Raw genomic sequence first — 19,460 nt, 5'->3', positions numbered from 1 at the left:
AAGGCGAGACAGGTTCTTGCGTTCGGAAATGCGTGAAAACAAAGAGTTGATCGCGGATCAGGCCGCATTGCTTGTCGGCTTGCCGATTGCAGCGGCAAGCACCTTCTCCTGGGTCAGATTTTCATTGGGGAAATCACCGCGCAGCCTGCCCTCGCCGATCACGAGCACACGGTCGCTGATGCCGAGAACTTCCGGCATTTCGGAAGACACCATCAGCACCGCGACGCCCTGCTTCGCAAGGGCGAAGATCAGTTTGTAGATTTCATATTTCGCGCCAACATCGACGCCCCGGGTCGGCTCGTCCAGAATGAGCACCTTGGGGTCCGGCAGCATCATTTTCGACAGCACGGCCTTCTGCTGGTTGCCGCCCGACAGCGAGGCGATTTCCAGCATTGGGTCGGCAGTCTTTACCTTGAGACGCAGAATTTCGCGCTGGATCGTTGCCAGTTCCGCTTCCTTGTCGAGCAGTCCGCGCAGGGAAAACCGATCCAGCACCGAGATCGTCATATTATAGCCCACCGGCATGATGGGCAGGATGCCATCCTTCTTGCGGTCTTCCGGCACCATGCAGATGCCTTGTCGAACCGCATCGCGCGGGGTGCGGATCTTCAGTTCCCGGCCCTCCAGGAACACCTGCCCGTCATGAGCGCCTGGCCAGACGCCGAACAGGCTGGACACCAGTTCCGTCCGCCCCGCGCCAACCAGCCCGGCAATGCCGAGAATCTCCCCGCGCCGAAGAGCGAACGAAACATTATCGACCACCTTGCGGTCGGGGTTCGTCACATCCCAGCAATTGATATTGCGCGCTTCGAAAATGACCTCGCCAATATCATGCGGCTCGCGCGGAAACAGGTTTTTCATTTCGCGCCCCACCATCATGGTGATGATGGCTGGCGTCGTGAGTTCCGTCATCGGCTTCGTGGCGATATGCGTCCCGTCGCGGATGACCGTCACAGTATCGGAAATTTCTGCCACTTCGTCCAGCTTGTGGGAGATATAGACGCAGGCCATGCCTTGCGCCTTGAAGTCCTTGATGAGATCGAGAAGGACGCGCGTTTCGGACGCCGTCAGAGCCGATGTCGGCTCGTCGAGAATGAGCAACTTCGCATTCTTGTTGATCGCCTTGGCGATCTCGATCAATTGCTGCTTGCCGCCCGGATAGTGGTAGACCGGAAGCGCGACATTGATATCGTGAATATTGAGCCGCGCCAGAAGTTCCGTCGCACGCGCATTCATCTGGTCGTAATCGATAAAGCCTCTGCTTGTCGGCTCCGATCCCAGAAAGATGTTTTCCGCAACCGACAGATGCGGCACCATCATGAGTTCCTGATGGATGATGACGATGCCCGCCGCCTCCGTGTCGCGGATGCCCGTGGCCTTCAATTCCTGGCCTTCCCAGAAAATTTCCCCGCTCCAGGTGCCATGGGGATAAACGCCGGAAAGCACTTTCATCAGCGTGGACTTGCCCGCGCCGTTCTCACCGCAAAGGCCGACACACTCGCCCGCGCGCACTTTCAGGTAAATTCCGTCCAGCGCTTTCACGCCGTTGAAGTCCTTACCGATATTGCGCATCTCTAGAAGATATTCGGACATCGCATATGACCTTGCAGTAACGTAGAGAATGGACCGCCGGGTTCGAGACATTCCGGCGGAACTCCTCCCAGACAACGCTGTCACCGACAGCATCGACAAGTCGGCGAGGCCAGAAGCTGGATCATGATTTCCAGACTTCCGGCCCCACTGTTTCACATCGGGCTGGCTCACCGGAGCAACTCCGGCGACACCCGCCGGAAAGGCTTACTTTCCGTAGATCTGCTCCTTGGTATAGAAGCCGTCCTGAACGTAGATGTCGATATTGTCCTTGGTCACGGCGGTCGGCGTCAGCAGAAGCGTGTCGACCTGCTTGCCGCCATTGTCGAGCTTGGAATTGAATTCAGGCGTTTCGCCCTTGACCATCTGGACTGTCAGCTTGGCGGCTTCCGAAGCAATGAGCTTCAGCGGCTTGTAGACCGTTACGGTCTGCGTGCCGTCGATCAGGCGCTTGACGGCAGCAAGGTCGCTGTCCTGCCCGGAAACGGCGGTCTTTCCGGCCAGTCCCTGCGCAGCAAGCGCCTGGATGGCGCCACCGGCGGTGCCGTCGTTCGAAGCGACGACCGCATCGATCTTGTTCTGCGCAGCCGTCAGCGCGTTTTCCATGATGGAGAGCGCTTCCGTCGGGCTCCATTCCTTGACCCACTGCGAGCCAATGACCTTCACCTTGCCGGAATCGATGGCTTCCTTGAGGGCCTTTTCCTGACCGGCGCGGAGAAGCTTGGCGTTGTTATCCGTCGGCGAGCCGCCGAGGAGATAATAATTGCCTTCCGGCTTGGCCTTCAGGACCGCTTCCGCCTGCATGAAACCGACGCGTTCATTGTCGAACGAAATATAGGCATCGATATCGGCATTGAGGATCAGGCGATCATAGGAAAGAACCTTGATGCCGGAAGCCTTGGCGTCAGCCACGACGGCGTCGAAAACCTTGGAGTTCATCGGCACGATGACGATGGCGTCAACGCCCTGCGCAATCAGGTTTTCAACCTGCTTGACCTGCTTTTCCTCATTGCCGTCAGCCGACTGCACATTGACCTTGGCGCCCAGCGTTTCGGCAGCTTCGATGAAATAGTCGCGGTCGCGCGCCCAGCGCTCGACACGCAGGTCGTCGATGGAAAAGCCGATAACCGGATTTTCCGGCGAAGCATAGACCGGCGTGGACGCCATGGCGCCGATGCCCAAAGCCGCAGCAACCAGCGCGCCGGTCAGAAAATTACGACGTTTCATGCAAATCTCCTCCAAACAACACCGGCTTGCTGCCGGCTGATACCAATCCGCGCCCCCGAACGTATTCCGCCCCCGGAGTTCGGCACGACAAAACAGCCCACTTTGGAGCTGCTTATTTCTTGAATGGCTGATCCTCCCGAAGGCGCCACGCGCCAAGATCACTCCATCGGACAGCATTGCAAAAGCGACACTGCCCCATCCTCGGACACCATTGATACGTGAAGAAAAATGAATAGCAAGCATTTTTTGATTTACGTACCTCATTTTTGATCTTATGGTCCGCGTCGAGGAGCGAGGATGAAACCTACAGTCCATGATATAGCCAGAACAGCGGGCGTCAGCCTCGCCACGGTAGACCGTGTGCTGAACGAACGTCCAGGTGTGAGAGCGAAGACGCGCGACCGGGTCATGGCTGCGATGAACACGCTTGGCTATGTGCGCGATGTGGGTGCTGCCAACCTTGCTCGCGGACGGCTTTATCAGTTCGATTTTATTTTGCCGGACAATGAAAACACCTTCATGCTGAGCCTGCGCGCGGAACTGCAATCCGCGACCGAGCGGGCGCTGGCCGAGCGTGTGCTGATCAATCTCGTCCTTGTCCCCGCCTTCGATGAAGCGGCGCTCGTGGCGGCGCTGGATGACTGCGCCACACGCAAGCCTGACGGCGTAGCATTCGTCGCGGTCGATACTGACCCCGTGCGTGCGGCCTGCGACCGATTGGGAGAGCAAGGCGTCCACGCCGTCACGCTCGTATCCGATCTCGGGCATTCTACGCGGACGCATTATGTCGGCGTCGACAACGGTGCGGCGGGACGCACGGCGGCGCGGCTTCTGGGACTTTTCGCCAACGGAACCGAAGGCGCGCTTGCGGTCGTCGCCGGTTCGTTGAAGGTTCGCGACCATCAGGAACGTTTCGAAGGTTTTACCGCTGCCATGAAAGCGGACTTTCCTGGCCGCGAGATATTGCCCGTTCTGGAAGGCTTCGATGAGGGCTCGCGCGTGCAGAAACTCGTAGCCGAGTTGCTTGACGAGCGCAGCGATATCGCCGGAATTTACAGCCTCGGCGCGGGCAATAGCGGTCTGGTCAAGGCGCTGGCTAGGCACAACTCCAATCGGCCGCTCGTCATCGCCCATGAACGCGATAGCGTGACGTCCAAGGCGCTGACGGATGGCATCATCCACGCTGTGCTGGCGCAGGATGCGGGCCATGAGATCCGCAGCGCCATCAGGGTCCTGAAGGCGTCTGCCGATCGTCTGGCTATTGTGCCCGGACAGGAGCACATCCGTATTGAAATTTTCCTCAAAGACAACCTGCCGCATCTCGACTGAAGCGCAGGCGACAAGGCCTTTCCAACAGGAGCAAATATGTATCTCGGGATCGATCTAGGAACATCCGGTGTCAAGGCGCTGTTGATCGATGACGCACAGACCGTCATCGGGTCGGCCCATGGCGAACTGGATGTTTCGCGACCCCATCCGGGCTGGAGCGAACAGGACCCCGCACATTGGATCGACGCCTGCCGGACAGCGATTGACGGCCTGCGCACGGCGCACCCGAAGGAGTTTTCGGCGATTGCCGGTATCGGTCTTTCCGGTCAGATGCATGGCGCTACCCTGCTGGACGAACGGGACCAGGTACTGCGTCCCTGCATCCTCTGGAACGATACGCGCAGCTATCGCGAAGCAGCCGCACTCGATGCCGACCCGGCTTTTCGCGCCATCACCGGCAATATTGTCTTTCCGGGATTTACCGCGCCCAAAATCGTCTGGGTTGCCAATAACGAACCCGATATTTTCGCACGTACCCGCAAGGTGCTGCTGCCGAAGGATTACCTTCGCCTCTGGCTGACCGGCGAGTATGTCTCCGACATGTCGGATTCGGCGGGCACAAGCTGGCTCGACACCGGCGCACGCCGTTGGTCACGCGAACTACTGGACAAGACCGGCCTCGATGAAAGCCGGATGCCGCGTCTTGCCGAAGGCACGGACGCAACCGGACGGCTGCGGGCGGAACTGGCCGCCGAATGGGGCGTTGCCGGACTCCCGGTGGTAGCAGGAGGTGCAGGCGATAATGCGGCATCGGCCTGCGGCATGGGTACGGTCAAACCCGGCCATGCCTTCGTTTCGCTCGGGACGTCCGGCGTGCTGTTTGCTGCAAACGGTGCTTATCAGCCGAAGCCAGAAAGCGCGGTTCATGCCTTCTGCCATGCCCTGCCCGATACGTGGCACCAGATGGGTGTCATCCTGTCCGCAGCAAGCGCGCTCGACTGGTATGCGCGGCTTGTCGGAAAGACGGCGCATGAGCTTGATAGGGAACTCGGCGACAGGCTCAATGCGCCGGGCAGCACGACCTTCCTGCCCTATCTGTCGGGCGAACGCACTCCGTATAACGATGCGAAGATACGCGGCGTGTTTTCAGGTCTGGAACATGAATCCGATCAGCGCGCCCTGACGCAAGCCGTGCTGGAGGGCGTTGCCTTCGCGATCCGCGACAATCTCGCCGCGCTCCAGTCTGCCGGTACCGAGATCAGTTCCCTTACCGCGGTCGGCGGCGGCTCGCGCTCCACCTATTGGCTGAAGGCGATCGCAACCGCGTTGAATGTGCCGATTGCCTTGCCGGAAGAAGGCGATTTCGGCGCAGCCTTCGGCGCTGCGCGGCTGGGTCTCATCGCCGCTACCGGCGTCGACCCGCTGGCTGTCTGCACGCCGCCGCGCACGGAGCGAACCATAGAGCCGGAAGCCGCCCTCACCCCGGCCTATGAGGAAGCCTATCAGCGCTATCGCGCCCATTATCCGGCACTTCACGCCCTCGCCGGTCAGTGACGTTGCCTCAACCAATCAGACATGACGACATTCGAACGGGAGGAAACAATGAGCACCGGATTTTTCGGCGACATTCAGAAGATCAAGTATGAGGGGCCGGACAGCGACAACCCGCTGGCATTCCGTCACTATGATCCGGATGAGATCGTGCTGGGCAAGCGCATGGAAGATCATCTGCGCTTCGCGGTCGCCTACTGGCACAGCTTTGCCTGGGAGGGTGGCGATCCATTCGGTGGTCGCACCTTCGACCGCCCGTGGTATTCCAACGAGCTGGATGCGGCAAAGCTCAAGGCCGACGTGGCTTTCGAGTTCTTCTCCCTGCTTGGCGCGCCCTATTACTGCTTCCACGATGCAGATGTGCGGCCCGAGGGGCGCAACTTTGCGGAAAATACCCGATATCTCAACGAGATTGTCGACATATTCGAGAAGAAGCAGACCGAAACCGGCGTAAAGCTTCTCTGGGGCACGGCTAACCTGTTCTCCAACCGCCGCTATATGAGCGGGGCCGCAACCAATCCTGACCCGGATGTCTTCGCCTTTGCCGCGGCGACCGTGAAAAGCTGCATCGATGCCACCAAGCGGCTCGGCGGCGAGAACTATGTGCTGTGGGGCGGTCGCGAAGGTTATGAAACGCTGCTCAACACCGATCTTGGACGTGAACTCGACCAGATGGGGCGGTTCCTCAATCTGGTGGTCGAGTACAAGCACAAGATCGGCTTCAAGGGTACGATCCTGATCGAACCGAAGCCCCAGGAGCCGACCAAGCATCAATACGATTACGACGTCGCGACGGTCTATGGCTTCCTGAAGCGCTATGGCCTCGAAAACGAGGTGAAGCTCAATATCGAGCAGGGCCACGCCATTCTGGCTGGTCACTCCTTCGAGCATGAACTGGCACTTGCCCGCACACTCGGCATTTTCGGCTCCATCGATATGAACCGAAATGACTACCAGTCCGGCTGGGACACGGACCAGTTCCCAAACAATGTGCCGGAAATGGCGCTCGCCTATTATCAGGTCCTGCTCGCAGGCGGCTTCACGACCGGCGGCACGAATTTCGACGCCAAGCTGCGCCGCCAGTCGCTCGATCCGCAGGATCTGCTGATCGGCCATATCGGGGGCATGGATTGCTGTGCACGCGGGCTGAAGGCAGCCGCCGGAATGCTGGAGGACGGCGCGTTGTCCAAGCCGCTCGATGAGCGTTATGCGGGCTGGAACGGCGATTTCGGCAGGAAACTTCTGACCGGCCTCTCGCTGGACCAGATCACGGCGGAAGTCGAAGCGAAGGACATCAATCCGCAGCCGAAATCTGGCCGTCAGGAATATCTCGAAAACGTCGTCAATCGGTATGTCTGAACCGGCAAAGCGACGATAACAAAAAAGGGCGCCACTGGCGCCCTTTCGTTATTCCCCTATCAATTTCTAAAGCTTGACCCAGCCGCCGTTTTTCTGTGACGAACGCACACAGGCATCGATGAAGGCAACGCCCTTCAAGCCGTCATCGACTGTCGGATAGATCACGGCGCTATCCGGCTTCTTCCCCTTACGATGGGCCTCGATGGCGCTCGCCGCTTCAGAATAAATGGTGGCGAAAGCCTCCAGATAGCCTTCCGGATGACCGCCCGGCACACGGGTCACGCGGGTTGCAGCATTGCCAACGCCTGCACCGCCCCGCGTGATAAGCCGCTTCTGTTCCCCAAAAGGCGTGAACCAGAGATAGTTCGGGTCTTCCTGCGCCCATTCAATGCCGCCCTTTGTGCCATAGACACGCAAGCGCAGTGCATTTTCATTGCCCGGCGCAACCTGGCTGCACCAGAGCATGCCCTTGGCGCCGCCTGCAAAACGCAGCATCACATGGGCATTGTCGTCCAGACGACGCCCCTCGACAAAACTGTCGAGATCAGCAGCGAGACTATCGAGCGTGAGGCCGGTCACGAAGGAGGCGAGATTGAAGGCGTGCGTGCCGATATCGCCCGTTGCGCCGCCAAGACCGGATTGCGCCGGATCGGTGCGCCAGACAGCACCCTTGGCTCCGGTTGCCTCAACCGCTTCGGTGAGCCAGTCCTGCGCATATTCCACCTGTACGACGCGCAGATCGCCAAGTTCGCCATTGGCGATCATCTCGCGCGCCTGCCGCACCATCGGATAGCCGGTATAATTATGCGTCAGGACGAACAATGCGCCGCTTTCATCGGCGACCTTCTTCAGTTTCTTCGCATCGGCAAGGGTCGAGGTCAGCGGCTTGTCGCAGATAACATGGATGCCGCGTCGCAAAAACTCCCTGGCAGCTTCGTAGTGAACGTGGTTCGGCGTCACGATGGAAACGGCTTCGATGCCGTTTTTCAGGCGCGCCTCGCGAATGGCCATGTCCTTGTAGCTCGAATAGATGCGGTCTTCGGCCAGCCCCAGTTCACGCCCCGAGGCCTGCGCCTTTTCCGCTGACGACGACAAGGCGCCTGCCACCAGTTCAAACCGGTTGTCGAGCCGCGCCGCCATGCGGTGAACGCCGCCGATAAACGCTCCCGCGCCGCCGCCCACCATGCCGAGGCGAATACGTGGAACGGCGGTTTCCTTGGTTTTAGCTTCGATGGTCATTGCGTCCTCATAATCCAAGCATACGTCGGTTGGCGGCGTCATCGGTGCCGCCGGATGCGAAATCGTCAAATGCTTTGTCGGTCACCCGAATGATGTGCGCCTTGACGAACTCCGCGCCTTCGCGCGCGCCGTCTTCCGGGTGCTTCAGCGCGCATTCCCACTCGACGACGGCCCAGCCGTCAAAGTCGTTTGCAGCCATCTTGGAGAACACCGCGCCAAAATCAACCTGCCCGTCACCGAGCGACCGGAAGCGGCCAGCCCGGTTGACCCAGCCCTGATAGCCGCCATAGACGCCCTGTCGTCCGGTCGGATTGAACTCGGCATCCTTGACGTGGAACATCTTGATGCGGTCCTTGTAGATGTCGATATTGTCGAGATAATCGAGGCATTGCAGGACATAATGGGACGGGTCATAGAGCATATTGGCCCGCGGGTGGTTTTTGACCTGCTCCAGAAACATCTCGAAGGTCACGCCGTCGTGCAGGTCTTCGCCCGGATGGATTTCATAGCAGATATCGACGCCGTGTTCATCGGCATGATTGAGGATCGGCTTCCAGCGGCGGGCGAGTTCCTCAAATGCCGTTTCCACCAGGCCGGCAGGACGCTGCGGCCATGGATAGATGAACGGCCATGCCAGCGCACCGGAAAAGGTCGCATGCGCGCCGATGCCGAGATTGCGCGATGCACGGATCGCCATCTTCACCTGCTCAACCGCCCATTGCTGGCGCGCCTTGGGATTGCCGCGCACTTCGGGCACCGCGAAGCCATCGAAAGCTTCATCATAGGCCGGGTGCACCGCGACGAGCTGGCCCTGCAAATGCGTCGAAAGCTCCGTGACTTCGACACCGTTCTGACGCGCCACACCGGCGAATTCGTCACAATAATCCTTCGATTCAGAAGCCTTTTTCAGATCGATCAGCTGGCTCGCCCATGTGGGAACCTGCACCCCGGCATAGCCTTTTTCGGCGGCCCATTTGGTGATGCCATCCCATGTATTGAACGGCGCTTCATCGCCTGCGAACTGCCCGAGAAAAATGCCCGGCCCCTTGATCGTCTTCATCAAATTTCTCCTGAATATGCTCGGACCCCGCCATCGAGCAATTTGAGAGCGCGCTTCGCGCTGCATTTCGGGATTGAAAAAGAAAGCCGTGCGCCCACTCCCGCAGGCGCACGGTATCTGTTCACCTTAGAACGGCGAATCCGGGAAATAGAAGTCCTTGGCATTATCCTTCGTCACGAGCGTCGCATCGAGGATGTAATTGCCGCTCACCGGAATCTGGTCGTAGAAATGTCCGGCGGCAAGCTGCATCGCGGTCGAAACCATCGCTGGCGGATAGAGGACATCGACCGGCACGAGCTTGTCGCCGTCCATGACCTTCTTGATCATATCCTTGGAGCCTGCGCCGCCTACCACATACTGAATGTCGGAGCGGTTCGCCTGCTTGATGGCTTCGAGAACGCCGACAAGCATGTCGTCATCCTGTGCCCAGACCACATCGATCTTCGGATATTTGGTCAGGAAATCCTGCATGACGCGGAAGGCATCGTCGCGGTTCCAGTTGCCGTACTGGCGGTCCAGAACCTTCACGTTGGAGCCTTCAATGCCCTTGTCGAAACCGTCCTGACGCTGCTGATCGATCGGGATAGGCAGGCCGCGAATGACGACGACCTGTGCGTCGGGCGTGGTCTTCTTGATATATTCGCCAGCCACCTGTCCGAGCGCCGGGTTGTTGCCGGCCACGTAGAGATCGCGGATGGTGTTGTCGTTGCTGCTCGGCGCGCGGTCGACCAGAGCGACAAAGGTTCCCTTGTCCTTGATCTCCTTGATGGCGTTGACGAGCGGATCGGGATCGGTCGGCAGAACGACCAGCCCGTCGAGGCCCTGTACGGCCAGATCCTGCAACGCATTGGCCTGCGATGCCGCATCGGGCGATGTCTTGACGATGACATTGAGGCCCGGATGTTCTTCCATCAGGAGCTTCGCCACGCGTTCGGCGTGATAGACGACGCCCGCCGTCCAGCCGTGGTCGGCAGCCGGGATCGACACGCCGATCGTCACTTTCTTGTCCTGTGCGCTTGCCGCGCCGCCAAAGGCCAGCGCACCCGCCGTCAGAGCGGCGAAAGCAAGCTTCATCAAATTCCCTCGCATAGTCTTCCTCCCAGTAAACGCGGGGCTCTCATTCCTCTCTGGCTGGAATCGCCCCACCAATCCCGCCAATCTCCAAAACCTATCTCCGCGCCAGCGAACGCTGCACCAGCATCGCGATGATAATAATCGCACCCTGAATGGCTCCCAGCAGATACTCGCTGACGAAACTCGACAGCAGCATGATGTTTCCGATGATCTCCAGTATGAACGCGCCACAGATCGTGCCCCACACTCGACCGACGCCGCCGCGCAGCGCCGTGCCGCCGACAACGACCGCCGTAATGGCCTGCAATTCCCACATCAGGCCAGTGGTGGCAGAGGTGGAGCCAAGACGCGGCACATAGAGGAGCACCGCGACGGCCACGCAAAGTCCCTGAATAACGAAAGCAATGGTGCGCACCTTCTTAACAGAAATGCCCGAATAGCGCGCCACATCCTCGTTCGATCCTACAGCAATGACATGACGGCCATAGCGTGTCCGGTAAAGAACGAATGCCGCAAGCGCCGCCGTCACGAAAATCACGATAACCGGAACCGGTACACCAAGCACGGACCCGAAATAGGCGGGGCGATAAATCGCCTGAATGTCCGGGTTGCGCAGAGTGATCGCACCACCCTGCGACAGCCATGTCGTCAGGCCGCGATAGATACCCATCGTACCCAGCGTGGCGATAAATGGCTCGATGCCGCCAACTGTCGTTATGAGGCCGTTCAACAGGCCGCAGGCCGCTCCGACGATCAGCGCCAGCATAACGGCTGCGATCAGCATCATTACCGGATCGGCAATCATCCCGCTATTCATGAAAAGGATCATGATGCTGGCGACGAACGCCACCATTGCGCCCACCGACAGATCAAGCCCGCCAGAGGAAATCACATAAGTGGCGCCGAGCGCGATAATGGCAATGAATGCGCTGCGCGTTGCGACGTTGAGAAGATTGTCGATGCTGATGAAATTCGGGTTGGCAATCGCGCCAAGTACAAGCAGCAAAGCGAGCGCTACAAAAGGCGCAATTGCGCGCAGATCCCAATCCTTGGACGTCCTCGGCACTCTGCTTTTATCGGTCGCAACCTGTGTCATCTATTTCCCACTTTATTGTTCTTATGCGGCGTCTTCGGCTTCAACGCCGGTTGCAAGCACGACGATGTCATGTTCCGTCATGCGGTCGCCGGACACCTCACCGGCGACCCGCCCTTCCCGCATCACGACGATGCGGTCGCAGATGCCGATCAGTTCCGGCATTTCCGACGAAACGACGATGATCGATTTCCCCTCGTCAGCCAGATTGGCGATGAACTGATAAATCTGCTCCTTCGTGCCGACATCGATGCCGCGCGTCGGTTCATCGATGATGACGATGGACGGATCGAGCATCATCATTTTGGCGAGCAGCAGCTTCTGCTGGTTTCCGCCCGAGAGCTGGCCTGCAAGAATGTCCTTGCGGCCCGTACGAATATCGAACTCACGGATCGCATCATCAAGCGCAGTGCGTTCCCTGTTGCGATCGATCTGCAAACCGCGCACGAATTTCTTCAGCGAAGCAAGCGTCAGATTGACACCCAGGTCCTTGGTCAGCAGCAGCCCTTTGCCCTTGCGGTCCTCGCTGAGATAAACGATCCCCGCCTTCTGGCTTTCATGCGCATTGCGAAAATGAACCGGCTTTCCATTGTGGCGCGCATCGCCCTTGCCGGGCCGCAGGCCGACGATGCCTTCCATCAGTTCCGTGCGCCCTGCACCGACCAGGCCGGCAAAGCCGAGTATTTCGCCCCGGTTCAGGTGAAAGCTCGCATTCTGCACGTAACCCGGCACGCTGAAGTTCTCGATTTCCAGAATGGCAGCGTTGTCATGCTGGCTTGCGCGGTCAGGATAGAGTTTTGCGACATCGCGGCCAACCATCAGGCGGGCCATATCGGATGGCTGCAATTCGGAAGCCAGATGCGCCGAAACGAGTTTCCCGTCACGAAGCACGGTCACACGATCGGATATTTCCTTAACTTCCGGCAGGCGATGCGAAATATAGAGGACAGCTACGCCCTTGGCGCGAATATCGCGAATGACTTTCAGCAGCGCTTCCGTCTCGAAAGGCGTCAGCGAGGCGGTCGGCTCATCGAAGATCACAACACGATGCGGCACCAGAAGCACGCGGGCGATCTGGACCAGCTGGCGCTGTGCAATGGACAGGGAACCGACGACCGTATCGGGGTCGATATCGGCGCCGAGATCACGGATGGCCTTGCGCGCGCCCTCGCGCATCGACTTGTCGTCGACCACGACGCCCCGGTTCAGTTCACGGCCCAGATAAATGTTCTGCGCGACGGTCAGATCGGGTGCGAGCAGGATTTCCTGATGCACGAGCACAATGCCCTGCGCTTCGGCCTCGACCGGCCCCGAGAAGGACACCGGCTTGCCGTCAATGCGGATTTCTCCGCCCGTCGGACGCTCATTGCCCGCTAGCAGCTTCATCAGCGTCGATTTTCCGGCACCGTTCTCACCGATGATCGCGTGGACTTCGCCGCCGAAAATGCGCAGATCAATGTTTTTCAGAACCTGAACGGGACCGAATGACTTGGAAAGCGACACGGCCTCCAGCAGCGCTGGCCTGCCATCTTCTCCCGGCGCGCTCATAGGCAGCCGCCCACGGCGAATCGCCACTTCCGGCGCTTTTTCAGCCCAGTCTTTTCCAAAGCTTTCGCCGCTGTTTGTGGCTGCACGTGAACTCCTCCCAAAGCATCACGATTAAAAGATTAGCTTTCGTTTTGAGGTACGTAAAGCAAAATATACGCGTTCTCTCACATCATCCGTCTTTGGGCAAAAGTCCGTCAGTCGTCCTGATGGATGGGCTCATCGACAAATGCGCCGCCCTGGTAGACCGCGAGCGCTGAATCCGGCGCGGGCCGCGGGGTCGTCTTCTCCAGTCCGGCGCGGAAGCGTTCGGCATTGTCCTTCGGATGCCAGCCGAGGAAACGGGCGTGGCTGTTATCCCACCACATCGAATCATTATTGGAAACGCCCCAGATGACGGGACATCCCAGCATCGGTGCCCGGAAAACGCAGTCGATCAGGCTGGCAAAATCGTCATGGGACATCCAGGTGGAGAGCATGCGATGGTTGCGCGGCTCCTCAAAACAGGAACCGATGCGAACGATTGCCGTCTCCTGCCCGAACTTGTCGTGATAAAGGCTGGCGATGGACTCGCCAAAGCATTTTGAAACGCCGTAAAGGCCATCCGGTCGCGTGGGCGCCTTTGCGTCGATATATTCGTCCTGTCGATAGAAACCGATCGTGTGATTGGAACTGGCGAAAATGATGCGCGGACGGCCATGCGCCCGCGCTGCCTCGTAGAGATTGTACATCCCGACGATATTCGCGTTCAGTATCTTGCTGAAGGACGCCTCGGTGGAAATGCCGCCAAGATGCAGAATGCCGTCACAGCCCTCGACAAGGCGCATGACCGCATCCAGATCGCCAAGGTCGCATTGCACAAGCTCTTCATGGGGCCTGGCCTCGCCCATATCGACAACATCGGAAAGGCGCAACCGCTCGGCCTGTCCGATCAGCTTTTCGCGCATCACGCGCCCCAGTCCACCCGCAGCACCGGTAATCAGAAGTCGTTTCACGAAAATCTCCATTCGGACGGGATAGGGCATAATTCGACCGTTCGGCTTGCGGCCACCAGCCCTCGCCTACGGTAATCCTATGGATGGAAAAGCAGCGTCCCCTCCCAGGCATCTCGCCGCTCTGGCCATCATACATGCCAGATGGTGACGGTCAACGCCGCCCGCGCTCCACTCTGCTCAGTCCGTGCCATGGGGATCACTGATCCGGCAACAGGCTTATCAGATTGTCGATCAGCGGGGACCGGTTATTCTTCATCGAAACCAGGCCCAGCCGTGCCAGAAGCGGCCCCCCCTTGATCGGCCTATAAGTGACACCGGCCAGCCTGATCTGCGCAATGGCGGCGGGAACGATCGAGACGCCGAGATCGGCTGCGACCAGATTGACGACGGACGGCATCTGTGGCGCTTCCTGTGCCACGATCATTTCAAAGCCTGCCTTCCGGCAGGCCTCGACCACGTCGTCATAAAGGCTTAGCCCGACTATGCGTGGGAAAAGCACGAAAGCTTCGTTTGCCAGTGCTGAAATCGGGAGCTCAGGATGAACCGCAAGCGGATGATGGCTTGGCAGGGCGATCATCATTGGCTCGTCGGCCAGCCGCTTCACGCGCACATCCTTGGGGTTTTCGAGACCGGGCCTGATAAAAGCTGCATCCACTTCGCCCCGCAGCAGGCTCTGCATCAGGAGATGGCTGTTCATCTCGGTCAGGGTCAGCCGGACTTCGGGCCATCTGGCCCGAAACTTTCGGATCGTACCGCTCACCACCGGATTGAACGCGGATGATGCGGTGAAGCCCAATGCAAGCCTTCCTGTCTCTCCGCGCGCAGCGCCTTGCGCCGCAAGCCTCGCCTTCTCGGCGGCGGCAAGGGAAGCCTTGGCTTCATCCAGAAACGCCGTACCTGCCGCCGTCAATTCTGCGCCGTGCGGTACGCGGTGAAACAGCGCCACGCCAATCTCGTTTTCGAGATCACGTATCTGCTGGCTGAGCGGCGGCTGGCCGATCCCGAGCTTGGCAGCCGCTCGGGTAAAATTACCCTCTTCGGCCACCGCCAGAAAATACCGTAGATGACGCAGTTCCATCGCTATATCCAAAAGCTATTAAAATCGTCACTTCCATATATTGGACAAATGGAATGGCTTTGACTAGATCGAAAAGCGGGAGGATTTGAAAAGGCAAAGTCATGTCACGCCTCGCAGAACGCAGCCTCGACAGCGTAAGAACACCGGAAAGCCAGCTCAAGCTCGTTTCAGCTCCCGCTGCGTCCGAACAAAGACATTATCTCACCAAGGGAACCCCGGCGTTTCGCAATGCAAGCATCGCGCTGTTCCTGTCAGGATTTGCAACCTTCTCGCTGCTCTACTGCGTCCAGCCGCTGATGCCGCTTTTCGCGCATGATTTCAACATCACGCCTGCGGCCAGTTCGCTGTCGCTTTCCGTTTCGACGGGTTTTCTGGCCTTCGCAATTTTCTGTGCCGCCGCCATATCCGAGCGCTTCGGACGCAGGACGCTGATGTTCGTCTCGCTTCTCGGCTCCGCGCTCTGCACGATAGCCAGCGCGATTGTGCCGGACTGGCATATGCTGCTCGCCATTCGCGCATTGCAGGGCTTGTTGCTGGGCGGCGTTCCGGCAGTCGCCATGACCTATCTTGCGGAAGAAATCGACCCACGCGGCCTTGGCGCATCGATGGGGCTCTATATCGCCGGGAACGCTTTCGGGGGCATGGCAGGCCGGGTCATTGCCGGAACGCTTGCCGAATATTTCTCCTGGCGCGTCGGACTCGCGGGCATGGGCTTGCTTGGACTGGCGGCATCGATCGGTTTTCTCCTCCTTCTGCCCCCATCGCAGAACTTCATTGCGCGTCCCGGCTTCAACGCACGATTCCACCTCGGCGCATGGCTCGGCCACATCCGCAACCCGGCGCTGCCGCTGCTCTTCGCCATCGGGTTTCTGGTGATGGGTTCGTTCGTCACCATCTATAATTATATCGGTTTCCGCCTCGTTGCCGCGCCCTATAGCCTTAGCCAGACGGCGCTTGGCGCTATTTTCACGGTCTATCTCTTCGGCATCGCAGCCTCCTGGCTTGCTGGCAGAATGGGTGACAGGCTTGGCTATTTCACTGTTCTTCCCATCGGTCTTGCCATCCAGGCCGCGGGCTGTCTTCTGACCCTGTTTGCGCCGCTCCCCGTCATCGTCGCCGGTATCATCCTCGTCACTGTCGGCTTCTTCGTCAGCCATTCGGTCGCCAGTGCGCTGGTTGGAAGGCTGGCGCTCCAAACAAAGGGTCATGCCTCATCGCTCTATCTGCTGGCCTATTATCTCGGTTCCAGCGTTGCCGGGGCGGCGGGCGGCTATTTCTGGACTGCAAACGGATGGTCCGCGGTCGCCGAATTCACCTTCGTCATGCTCGCCCTTGCCTTTGCAGCGGCGCTGGGTGCGGCCCGTCTCTCCCGGCGGAAATGACGGCAGGCAAAAAGATAAAATTTTATGGAACCATATCCTCCACGGCGCGTTCATGCGGCTCGGAAGGAGAATTATTGCATGCAAATCGTCGATGCTCTGGTCAAAAGATGCGGCAAGGAAAATTCCTATCAGGTCGAATTCATCGGTGAAGATGGTGAAACTGTCTGCGTTTCCTTCCGCCACGATTCCGAGGAAGAATTGAGCCGCCACGACGCCATTGCGAGCGCACTTGCAAAGATGGCGCCGCTCACGGCCTACGGGGCCGCGTTTATCAGCATCCTGTCGGCCAACAAGTTGAACACAGCAGCCACCGCTGCCTGATATCGTCCAGACAGAGCCCCTGCGATCCAGCCGGACCGCAGGGCAGTTGTGTTTGCCTGGATAGCCTTTCGTAACCGGTTCGGGATTGATATCCTTTTGGAAATTGCCTAGCTGCTTGACAGGAGCAAGGCGATCGACGGAGGTGCGGACATGAGCGAACTGGCCGATTGGCTATCGGATACCCATCCGGTTACGCGCAAGAATGCGGCGGAAGTCGTATTCGACGACATTCGTTCCGCCATTACGTCCGGCCGTCTGGCGGTCGGCACCCGCCTCCCATCCGAAACGCAACTGGCGGGCCGGTTCGGCGTCAGCCGCCCCATCGTGCGGGAAGCGTTGCGGTCCCTGCAGACGCTCGGCCTTACCCACACGCGGACAGGCAGCGGCACCTATGTCCTGAATGCTTCTCCCGCAAGCGAACTGAATTACGGCAGCTATTCGGCCCGCGATCTGATCGAGGCGCGCCCCTTCATCGAAGTCCCTGCGGCGGGCTGGGCAGCGAAGCGCCGCGACGCCGGGCAGCTCGCCCGTCTGCTCGAACTCTGCGACAAGATGGACCGCCAGACGGACCTTCAGAAGTGGGAGCTGCTCGATTCCGAATTTCATTGCGCCATTGCCGAAGCCTCCGGAAATTCGGTCTTTACCAAGATCGTGGCGGATGCGCGTGAAGCGCTGATCCAGCAATCCGAACTCGTCAACTTCATGACGGGCCGCCGCGAAGCATCGAATGTCGAGCATCGCCGTATCGCGGAAGCCATCGAGGCCGGATCGGAAGCTGAAGCCCGCGCTGCCATGGAAGCGCATCTGAGCAAGGTCAAGACGGCGGTGACCACCATCATCGGCAGGGATAGGGTCAGCTGATATTTCCACAGGATCGAAGCGTGCCAGTCATGCCGAACCGGACCGGAACGCTGCTTTCGTGTCGTTTTAGCAAATGCCGATAAAGCGTTCTTCCCGCTGAATTTTTCACCGCCAACATAGTTCAAGCGCCACAAGCGAACCTCGTCAGTTGGCGCGCAATACTTGACGCGCGTTCTGCGATATGCGTTAAAACCGCCCAAAACCTGTCATGCAGCTTTACAGAATAACCCATCAAACGGGATGAAATCCGTCCCTCATTGAATGGCTGGCGGCGTGCCCTAAGTGGCCTTGCACGCCCAATGGCCGTCCCCGCAAACCGCGCTCTCAGGGAGGAGCAATGCCGACTGAAACCATGAAAGCCGTCCCGGCCCCACGCGAAGTGTTCATCGAAGAGGAGCGCGGCTATCACAAGGCCCTGCGACCGAGGCAGATCCAGATGATCGCCATCGGCGGCGCAATCGGAACCGGGCTCTTTCTCGGCGCTGGCGGACGTCTGGCGCTGGCGGGTCCGGCTCTCGTCTTCGTCTATGCCCTGTGCGGATTCTTTGCGTTTCTGGTGCTGCGCGCCCTGGGCGAACTCATCATGCATCGCCCCAGCTCCGGCTCCTTCGTCTCCTATGCCCGCGAGTTCTACGGCGAGAAGCTGGCTTTCGTGGCAGGCTGGATGTACTGGCTCAACTGGGCCATGACCTCGGTCGCCGACGTAACGGCGGTTGCGCTCTACATGAATTTCTTCAAGCACTATGTGCCCTGGCTGCAAGGCATCGACCAATGGATATTCGCGCTGACGGCGCTTGTCATCGTGCTGTCGATGAACCTCATGTCGGTGAAGGTGTTTGGCGAACTGGAATTCTGGTTCAGTCTCGTTAAGGTCATCGCGCTCGTGACGTTTCTGGTGGTCGGCATTTATTTCGTCGTGACCGGAACGCCGATTGATGGCCATCCGGCGGGTTTCAGCATCATCCCGAACAGCGGTGGCCTGTTCCCGAACGGCATATTGCCGGCCTTCATCATCATACAGGGCGTCGTTTTCGCCTATGCATCCATCGAGTTGCTGGGCACCACGGCTGGAGAAACCGAAGACCCGCGCAAGGTCATGCCCCCGCGCAATCCGCACCGTCGTGTTCCGCCTGCTGGTCTTTTATGTGGGTTCGGTCCTGCTGCTGTCGCTGCTTCTCCCCTATACGGCCTATTCCGCAGGCGAGAGCCCATTCGTCACCTTCTTCGGCAAGATCGGCGTCGAGGGGGCGGATATCATCATGAACCTCGTGGTCCTGACAGCGGTTCTGTCGTCGCTGAATGCGGGCCTATATTCCACGGGCCGCATCCTGCATTCCATGGCGATATCCGGCTCGGCACCGGCGTCTTTGGCCAGAATGAACAAGAACGGCGTTCCCTATATGGGCATTGCCGTCACCGCCGTCGTCACCGTGATCGGCGTCGTCCTCAATGCGGTCGTGCCTGCGGAAGCGTTTGAAATCGCGCTCAATCTTTCCGCGCTCGGCATCATCACGGCGTGGGGCGTCATCGTCCTTTGCCAGCTCAAGCTTTGGCATCTCGCGCGCCTTGGTGAAATCGCGCGTCCGGATTTCCGCATGTTCGGAGCGCCCTATACCGGTATCCTCACGCTGGCATTTCTGCTGGGCGTGCTCGTCCTGATGGCGCTCGATTATCCTGTCGGCACCTGGACGATCGCTTCGCTGGCTATTATCGGCCCGGCCCTCATCGTCGGCTGGTATATGATGCGGGAACGCATCCATCGACTTGCCGCCGAACGTGCTGTAGACGCCAGCGTTCCTGATAAGTAAGAGGATTC

General features: G+C 59.2%; 15 protein-coding genes and 1 pseudogene. 7 read left to right on the top strand and 9 right to left on the bottom strand.

The window, feature by feature from the left end; genetic code table 11:
- Positions 1–57 precede the first annotated feature (57 nt).
- Positions 58–1,593 carry a xylose ABC transporter ATP-binding protein gene (locus OINT_RS14830; protein ID WP_006470333.1) on the bottom strand — a complete coding sequence of 512 codons (1,536 nt, stop codon included), beginning with the start codon at positions 1,591–1,593 and terminating at the stop codon, positions 58–60.
- Positions 1,594–1,797: 204 nt separating this feature from the next.
- Positions 1,798–2,817, bottom strand: coding sequence for a D-xylose ABC transporter substrate-binding protein (gene xylF, locus OINT_RS14825; RefSeq protein ID WP_006470334.1), 1,020 nt, complete (start codon positions 2,815–2,817; stop codon positions 1,798–1,800).
- A 297-nt stretch (positions 2,818–3,114) separates the two neighbouring features.
- Between xylF and OINT_RS14820 the strand changes: the two genes are divergently transcribed.
- Genes OINT_RS14820 through xylA form a run of 3 tightly spaced genes read left to right on the top strand, consistent with a single transcriptional unit; the run spans position 3,115 to position 6,996 of the window.
- Positions 3,115–4,146 carry a LacI family DNA-binding transcriptional regulator gene (locus OINT_RS14820; protein WP_006468672.1) on the top strand — a complete coding sequence of 344 codons (1,032 nt, stop codon included), beginning with the start codon at positions 3,115–3,117 and terminating at the stop codon, positions 4,144–4,146.
- 36 nt (positions 4,147–4,182) lie between these two features.
- Positions 4,183–5,640, top strand: coding sequence for a xylulokinase (xylB, locus tag OINT_RS14815; protein ID WP_006468671.1), 1,458 nt, complete (start codon positions 4,183–4,185; stop codon positions 5,638–5,640).
- Positions 5,641–5,688: 48 nt separating this feature from the next.
- The gene (gene xylA / locus OINT_RS14810) at positions 5,689–6,996 is read left to right on the top strand and encodes a xylose isomerase (RefSeq protein WP_039853226.1); all 1,308 of its coding nucleotides are present in this window, start codon (positions 5,689–5,691) and stop codon (positions 6,994–6,996) included.
- 66 nt (positions 6,997–7,062) lie between these two features.
- On the opposite strand, the gene OINT_RS14805 is transcribed toward xylA, so the two are convergent.
- The 7 genes from OINT_RS14805 to OINT_RS14775 all read right to left on the bottom strand — a co-directional run bounded on the left by OINT_RS14805 (position 7,063) and on the right by OINT_RS14775 (position 15,080).
- Complete coding sequence (locus OINT_RS14805) at positions 7,063–8,235, bottom strand: Gfo/Idh/MocA family protein (RefSeq protein WP_039853224.1); 1,173 nt, start codon at positions 8,233–8,235, stop codon at positions 7,063–7,065.
- Positions 8,236–8,242: 7 nt separating this feature from the next.
- The gene (locus OINT_RS14800) at positions 8,243–9,295 is read right to left on the bottom strand and encodes a sugar phosphate isomerase/epimerase family protein (protein ID WP_006470335.1); all 1,053 of its coding nucleotides are present in this window, start codon (positions 9,293–9,295) and stop codon (positions 8,243–8,245) included.
- 126 nt (positions 9,296–9,421) lie between these two features.
- Positions 9,422–10,384 carry a substrate-binding domain-containing protein gene (locus OINT_RS14795; RefSeq protein ID WP_006470336.1) on the bottom strand — a complete coding sequence of 321 codons (963 nt, stop codon included), beginning with the start codon at positions 10,382–10,384 and terminating at the stop codon, positions 9,422–9,424.
- A gap of 79 nt (positions 10,385–10,463) precedes the next feature.
- On the bottom strand, positions 10,464–11,465 hold the full coding sequence (locus tag OINT_RS14790; RefSeq protein WP_006468666.1) for an ABC transporter permease: 1,002 nt from the start codon (positions 11,463–11,465) through the stop codon (positions 10,464–10,466).
- Positions 11,466–11,486: 21 nt separating this feature from the next.
- Positions 11,487–13,010: a sugar ABC transporter ATP-binding protein gene (locus tag OINT_RS14785; protein ID WP_006470337.1), complete on the bottom strand. Its 1,524-nt coding sequence runs from the start codon at positions 13,008–13,010 to the stop codon at positions 11,487–11,489.
- Positions 13,011–13,204: 194 nt separating this feature from the next.
- Positions 13,205–14,002, bottom strand: a complete 798-nt coding sequence (locus tag OINT_RS14780; protein WP_036564562.1) for an NAD-dependent epimerase/dehydratase family protein — start codon at positions 14,000–14,002, stop codon at positions 13,205–13,207.
- Between the two features lie 196 nt (positions 14,003–14,198).
- Positions 14,199–15,080, bottom strand: coding sequence for a LysR family transcriptional regulator (locus OINT_RS14775; RefSeq protein WP_006470339.1), 882 nt, complete (start codon positions 15,078–15,080; stop codon positions 14,199–14,201).
- A 101-nt stretch (positions 15,081–15,181) separates the two neighbouring features.
- On the opposite strand from OINT_RS14775, the gene OINT_RS14770 reads away from it, so the two are divergent.
- From OINT_RS14770 to OINT_RS14755, 4 genes and pseudogenes are all read left to right on the top strand, one after another.
- Entirely contained in the window at positions 15,182–16,462 is a 1,281-nt protein-coding gene (locus OINT_RS14770; protein ID WP_006468662.1) for an MFS transporter, read from the top strand.
- Positions 16,463–16,540: 78 nt separating this feature from the next.
- Positions 16,541–16,783, top strand: a complete 243-nt coding sequence (locus OINT_RS14765) for a hypothetical protein (RefSeq protein ID WP_006470341.1) — start codon at positions 16,541–16,543, stop codon at positions 16,781–16,783.
- Positions 16,784–16,933: 150 nt separating this feature from the next.
- Positions 16,934–17,644 carry a FadR/GntR family transcriptional regulator gene (locus OINT_RS14760; RefSeq protein WP_006468660.1) on the top strand — a complete coding sequence of 237 codons (711 nt, stop codon included), beginning with the start codon at positions 16,934–16,936 and terminating at the stop codon, positions 17,642–17,644.
- Positions 17,645–17,981: 337 nt separating this feature from the next.
- Positions 17,982–19,452: pseudogene (locus OINT_RS14755) on the top strand (amino acid permease).
- The last annotated feature ends 8 nt before the right edge of the window (positions 19,453–19,460 follow it).

Origin of the sequence: Brucella intermedia LMG 3301 (genome assembly GCF_000182645.1) — a bacterium.
GTDB lineage: Bacteria > Pseudomonadota > Alphaproteobacteria > Rhizobiales > Rhizobiaceae > Brucella > Brucella intermedia.
This window is presented reverse-complemented; position numbering and strand designations above follow the sequence as displayed.

Excerpts from the sequence above, each read along its gene's own strand:
- OINT_RS14830 (WP_006470333.1), bottom strand. The coding sequence starts at position 1,593 with ATGTCCGAATATCTTCTAGAGATGCGCAATATCGGTAAGGACTTCAAC.
- xylF (WP_006470334.1), bottom strand. The coding sequence starts at position 2,817 with ATGAAACGTCGTAATTTTCTGACCGGCGCGCTGGTTGCTGCGGCTTTG.
- OINT_RS14820 (WP_006468672.1), top strand. The coding sequence starts at position 3,115 with ATGAAACCTACAGTCCATGATATAGCCAGAACAGCGGGCGTCAGCCTC.
- xylB (WP_006468671.1), top strand. The coding sequence starts at position 4,183 with ATGTATCTCGGGATCGATCTAGGAACATCCGGTGTCAAGGCGCTGTTG.
- xylA (WP_039853226.1), top strand. The coding sequence starts at position 5,689 with ATGAGCACCGGATTTTTCGGCGACATTCAGAAGATCAAGTATGAGGGG.
- OINT_RS14805 (WP_039853224.1), bottom strand. The coding sequence starts at position 8,235 with ATGACCATCGAAGCTAAAACCAAGGAAACCGCCGTTCCACGTATTCGC.
- OINT_RS14800 (WP_006470335.1), bottom strand. The coding sequence starts at position 9,295 with ATGAAGACGATCAAGGGGCCGGGCATTTTTCTCGGGCAGTTCGCAGGC.
- OINT_RS14795 (WP_006470336.1), bottom strand. The coding sequence starts at position 10,384 with ATGCGAGGGAATTTGATGAAGCTTGCTTTCGCCGCTCTGACGGCGGGT.
- OINT_RS14790 (WP_006468666.1), bottom strand. The coding sequence starts at position 11,465 with ATGACACAGGTTGCGACCGATAAAAGCAGAGTGCCGAGGACGTCCAAG.
- OINT_RS14785 (WP_006470337.1), bottom strand. The coding sequence starts at position 13,010 with ATGAGCGCGCCGGGAGAAGATGGCAGGCCAGCGCTGCTGGAGGCCGTG.
- OINT_RS14775 (WP_006470339.1), bottom strand. The coding sequence starts at position 15,080 with ATGGAACTGCGTCATCTACGGTATTTTCTGGCGGTGGCCGAAGAGGGT.
- OINT_RS14770 (WP_006468662.1), top strand. The coding sequence starts at position 15,182 with ATGTCACGCCTCGCAGAACGCAGCCTCGACAGCGTAAGAACACCGGAA.
- OINT_RS14765 (WP_006470341.1), top strand. The coding sequence starts at position 16,541 with ATGCAAATCGTCGATGCTCTGGTCAAAAGATGCGGCAAGGAAAATTCC.
- OINT_RS14760 (WP_006468660.1), top strand. The coding sequence starts at position 16,934 with ATGAGCGAACTGGCCGATTGGCTATCGGATACCCATCCGGTTACGCGC.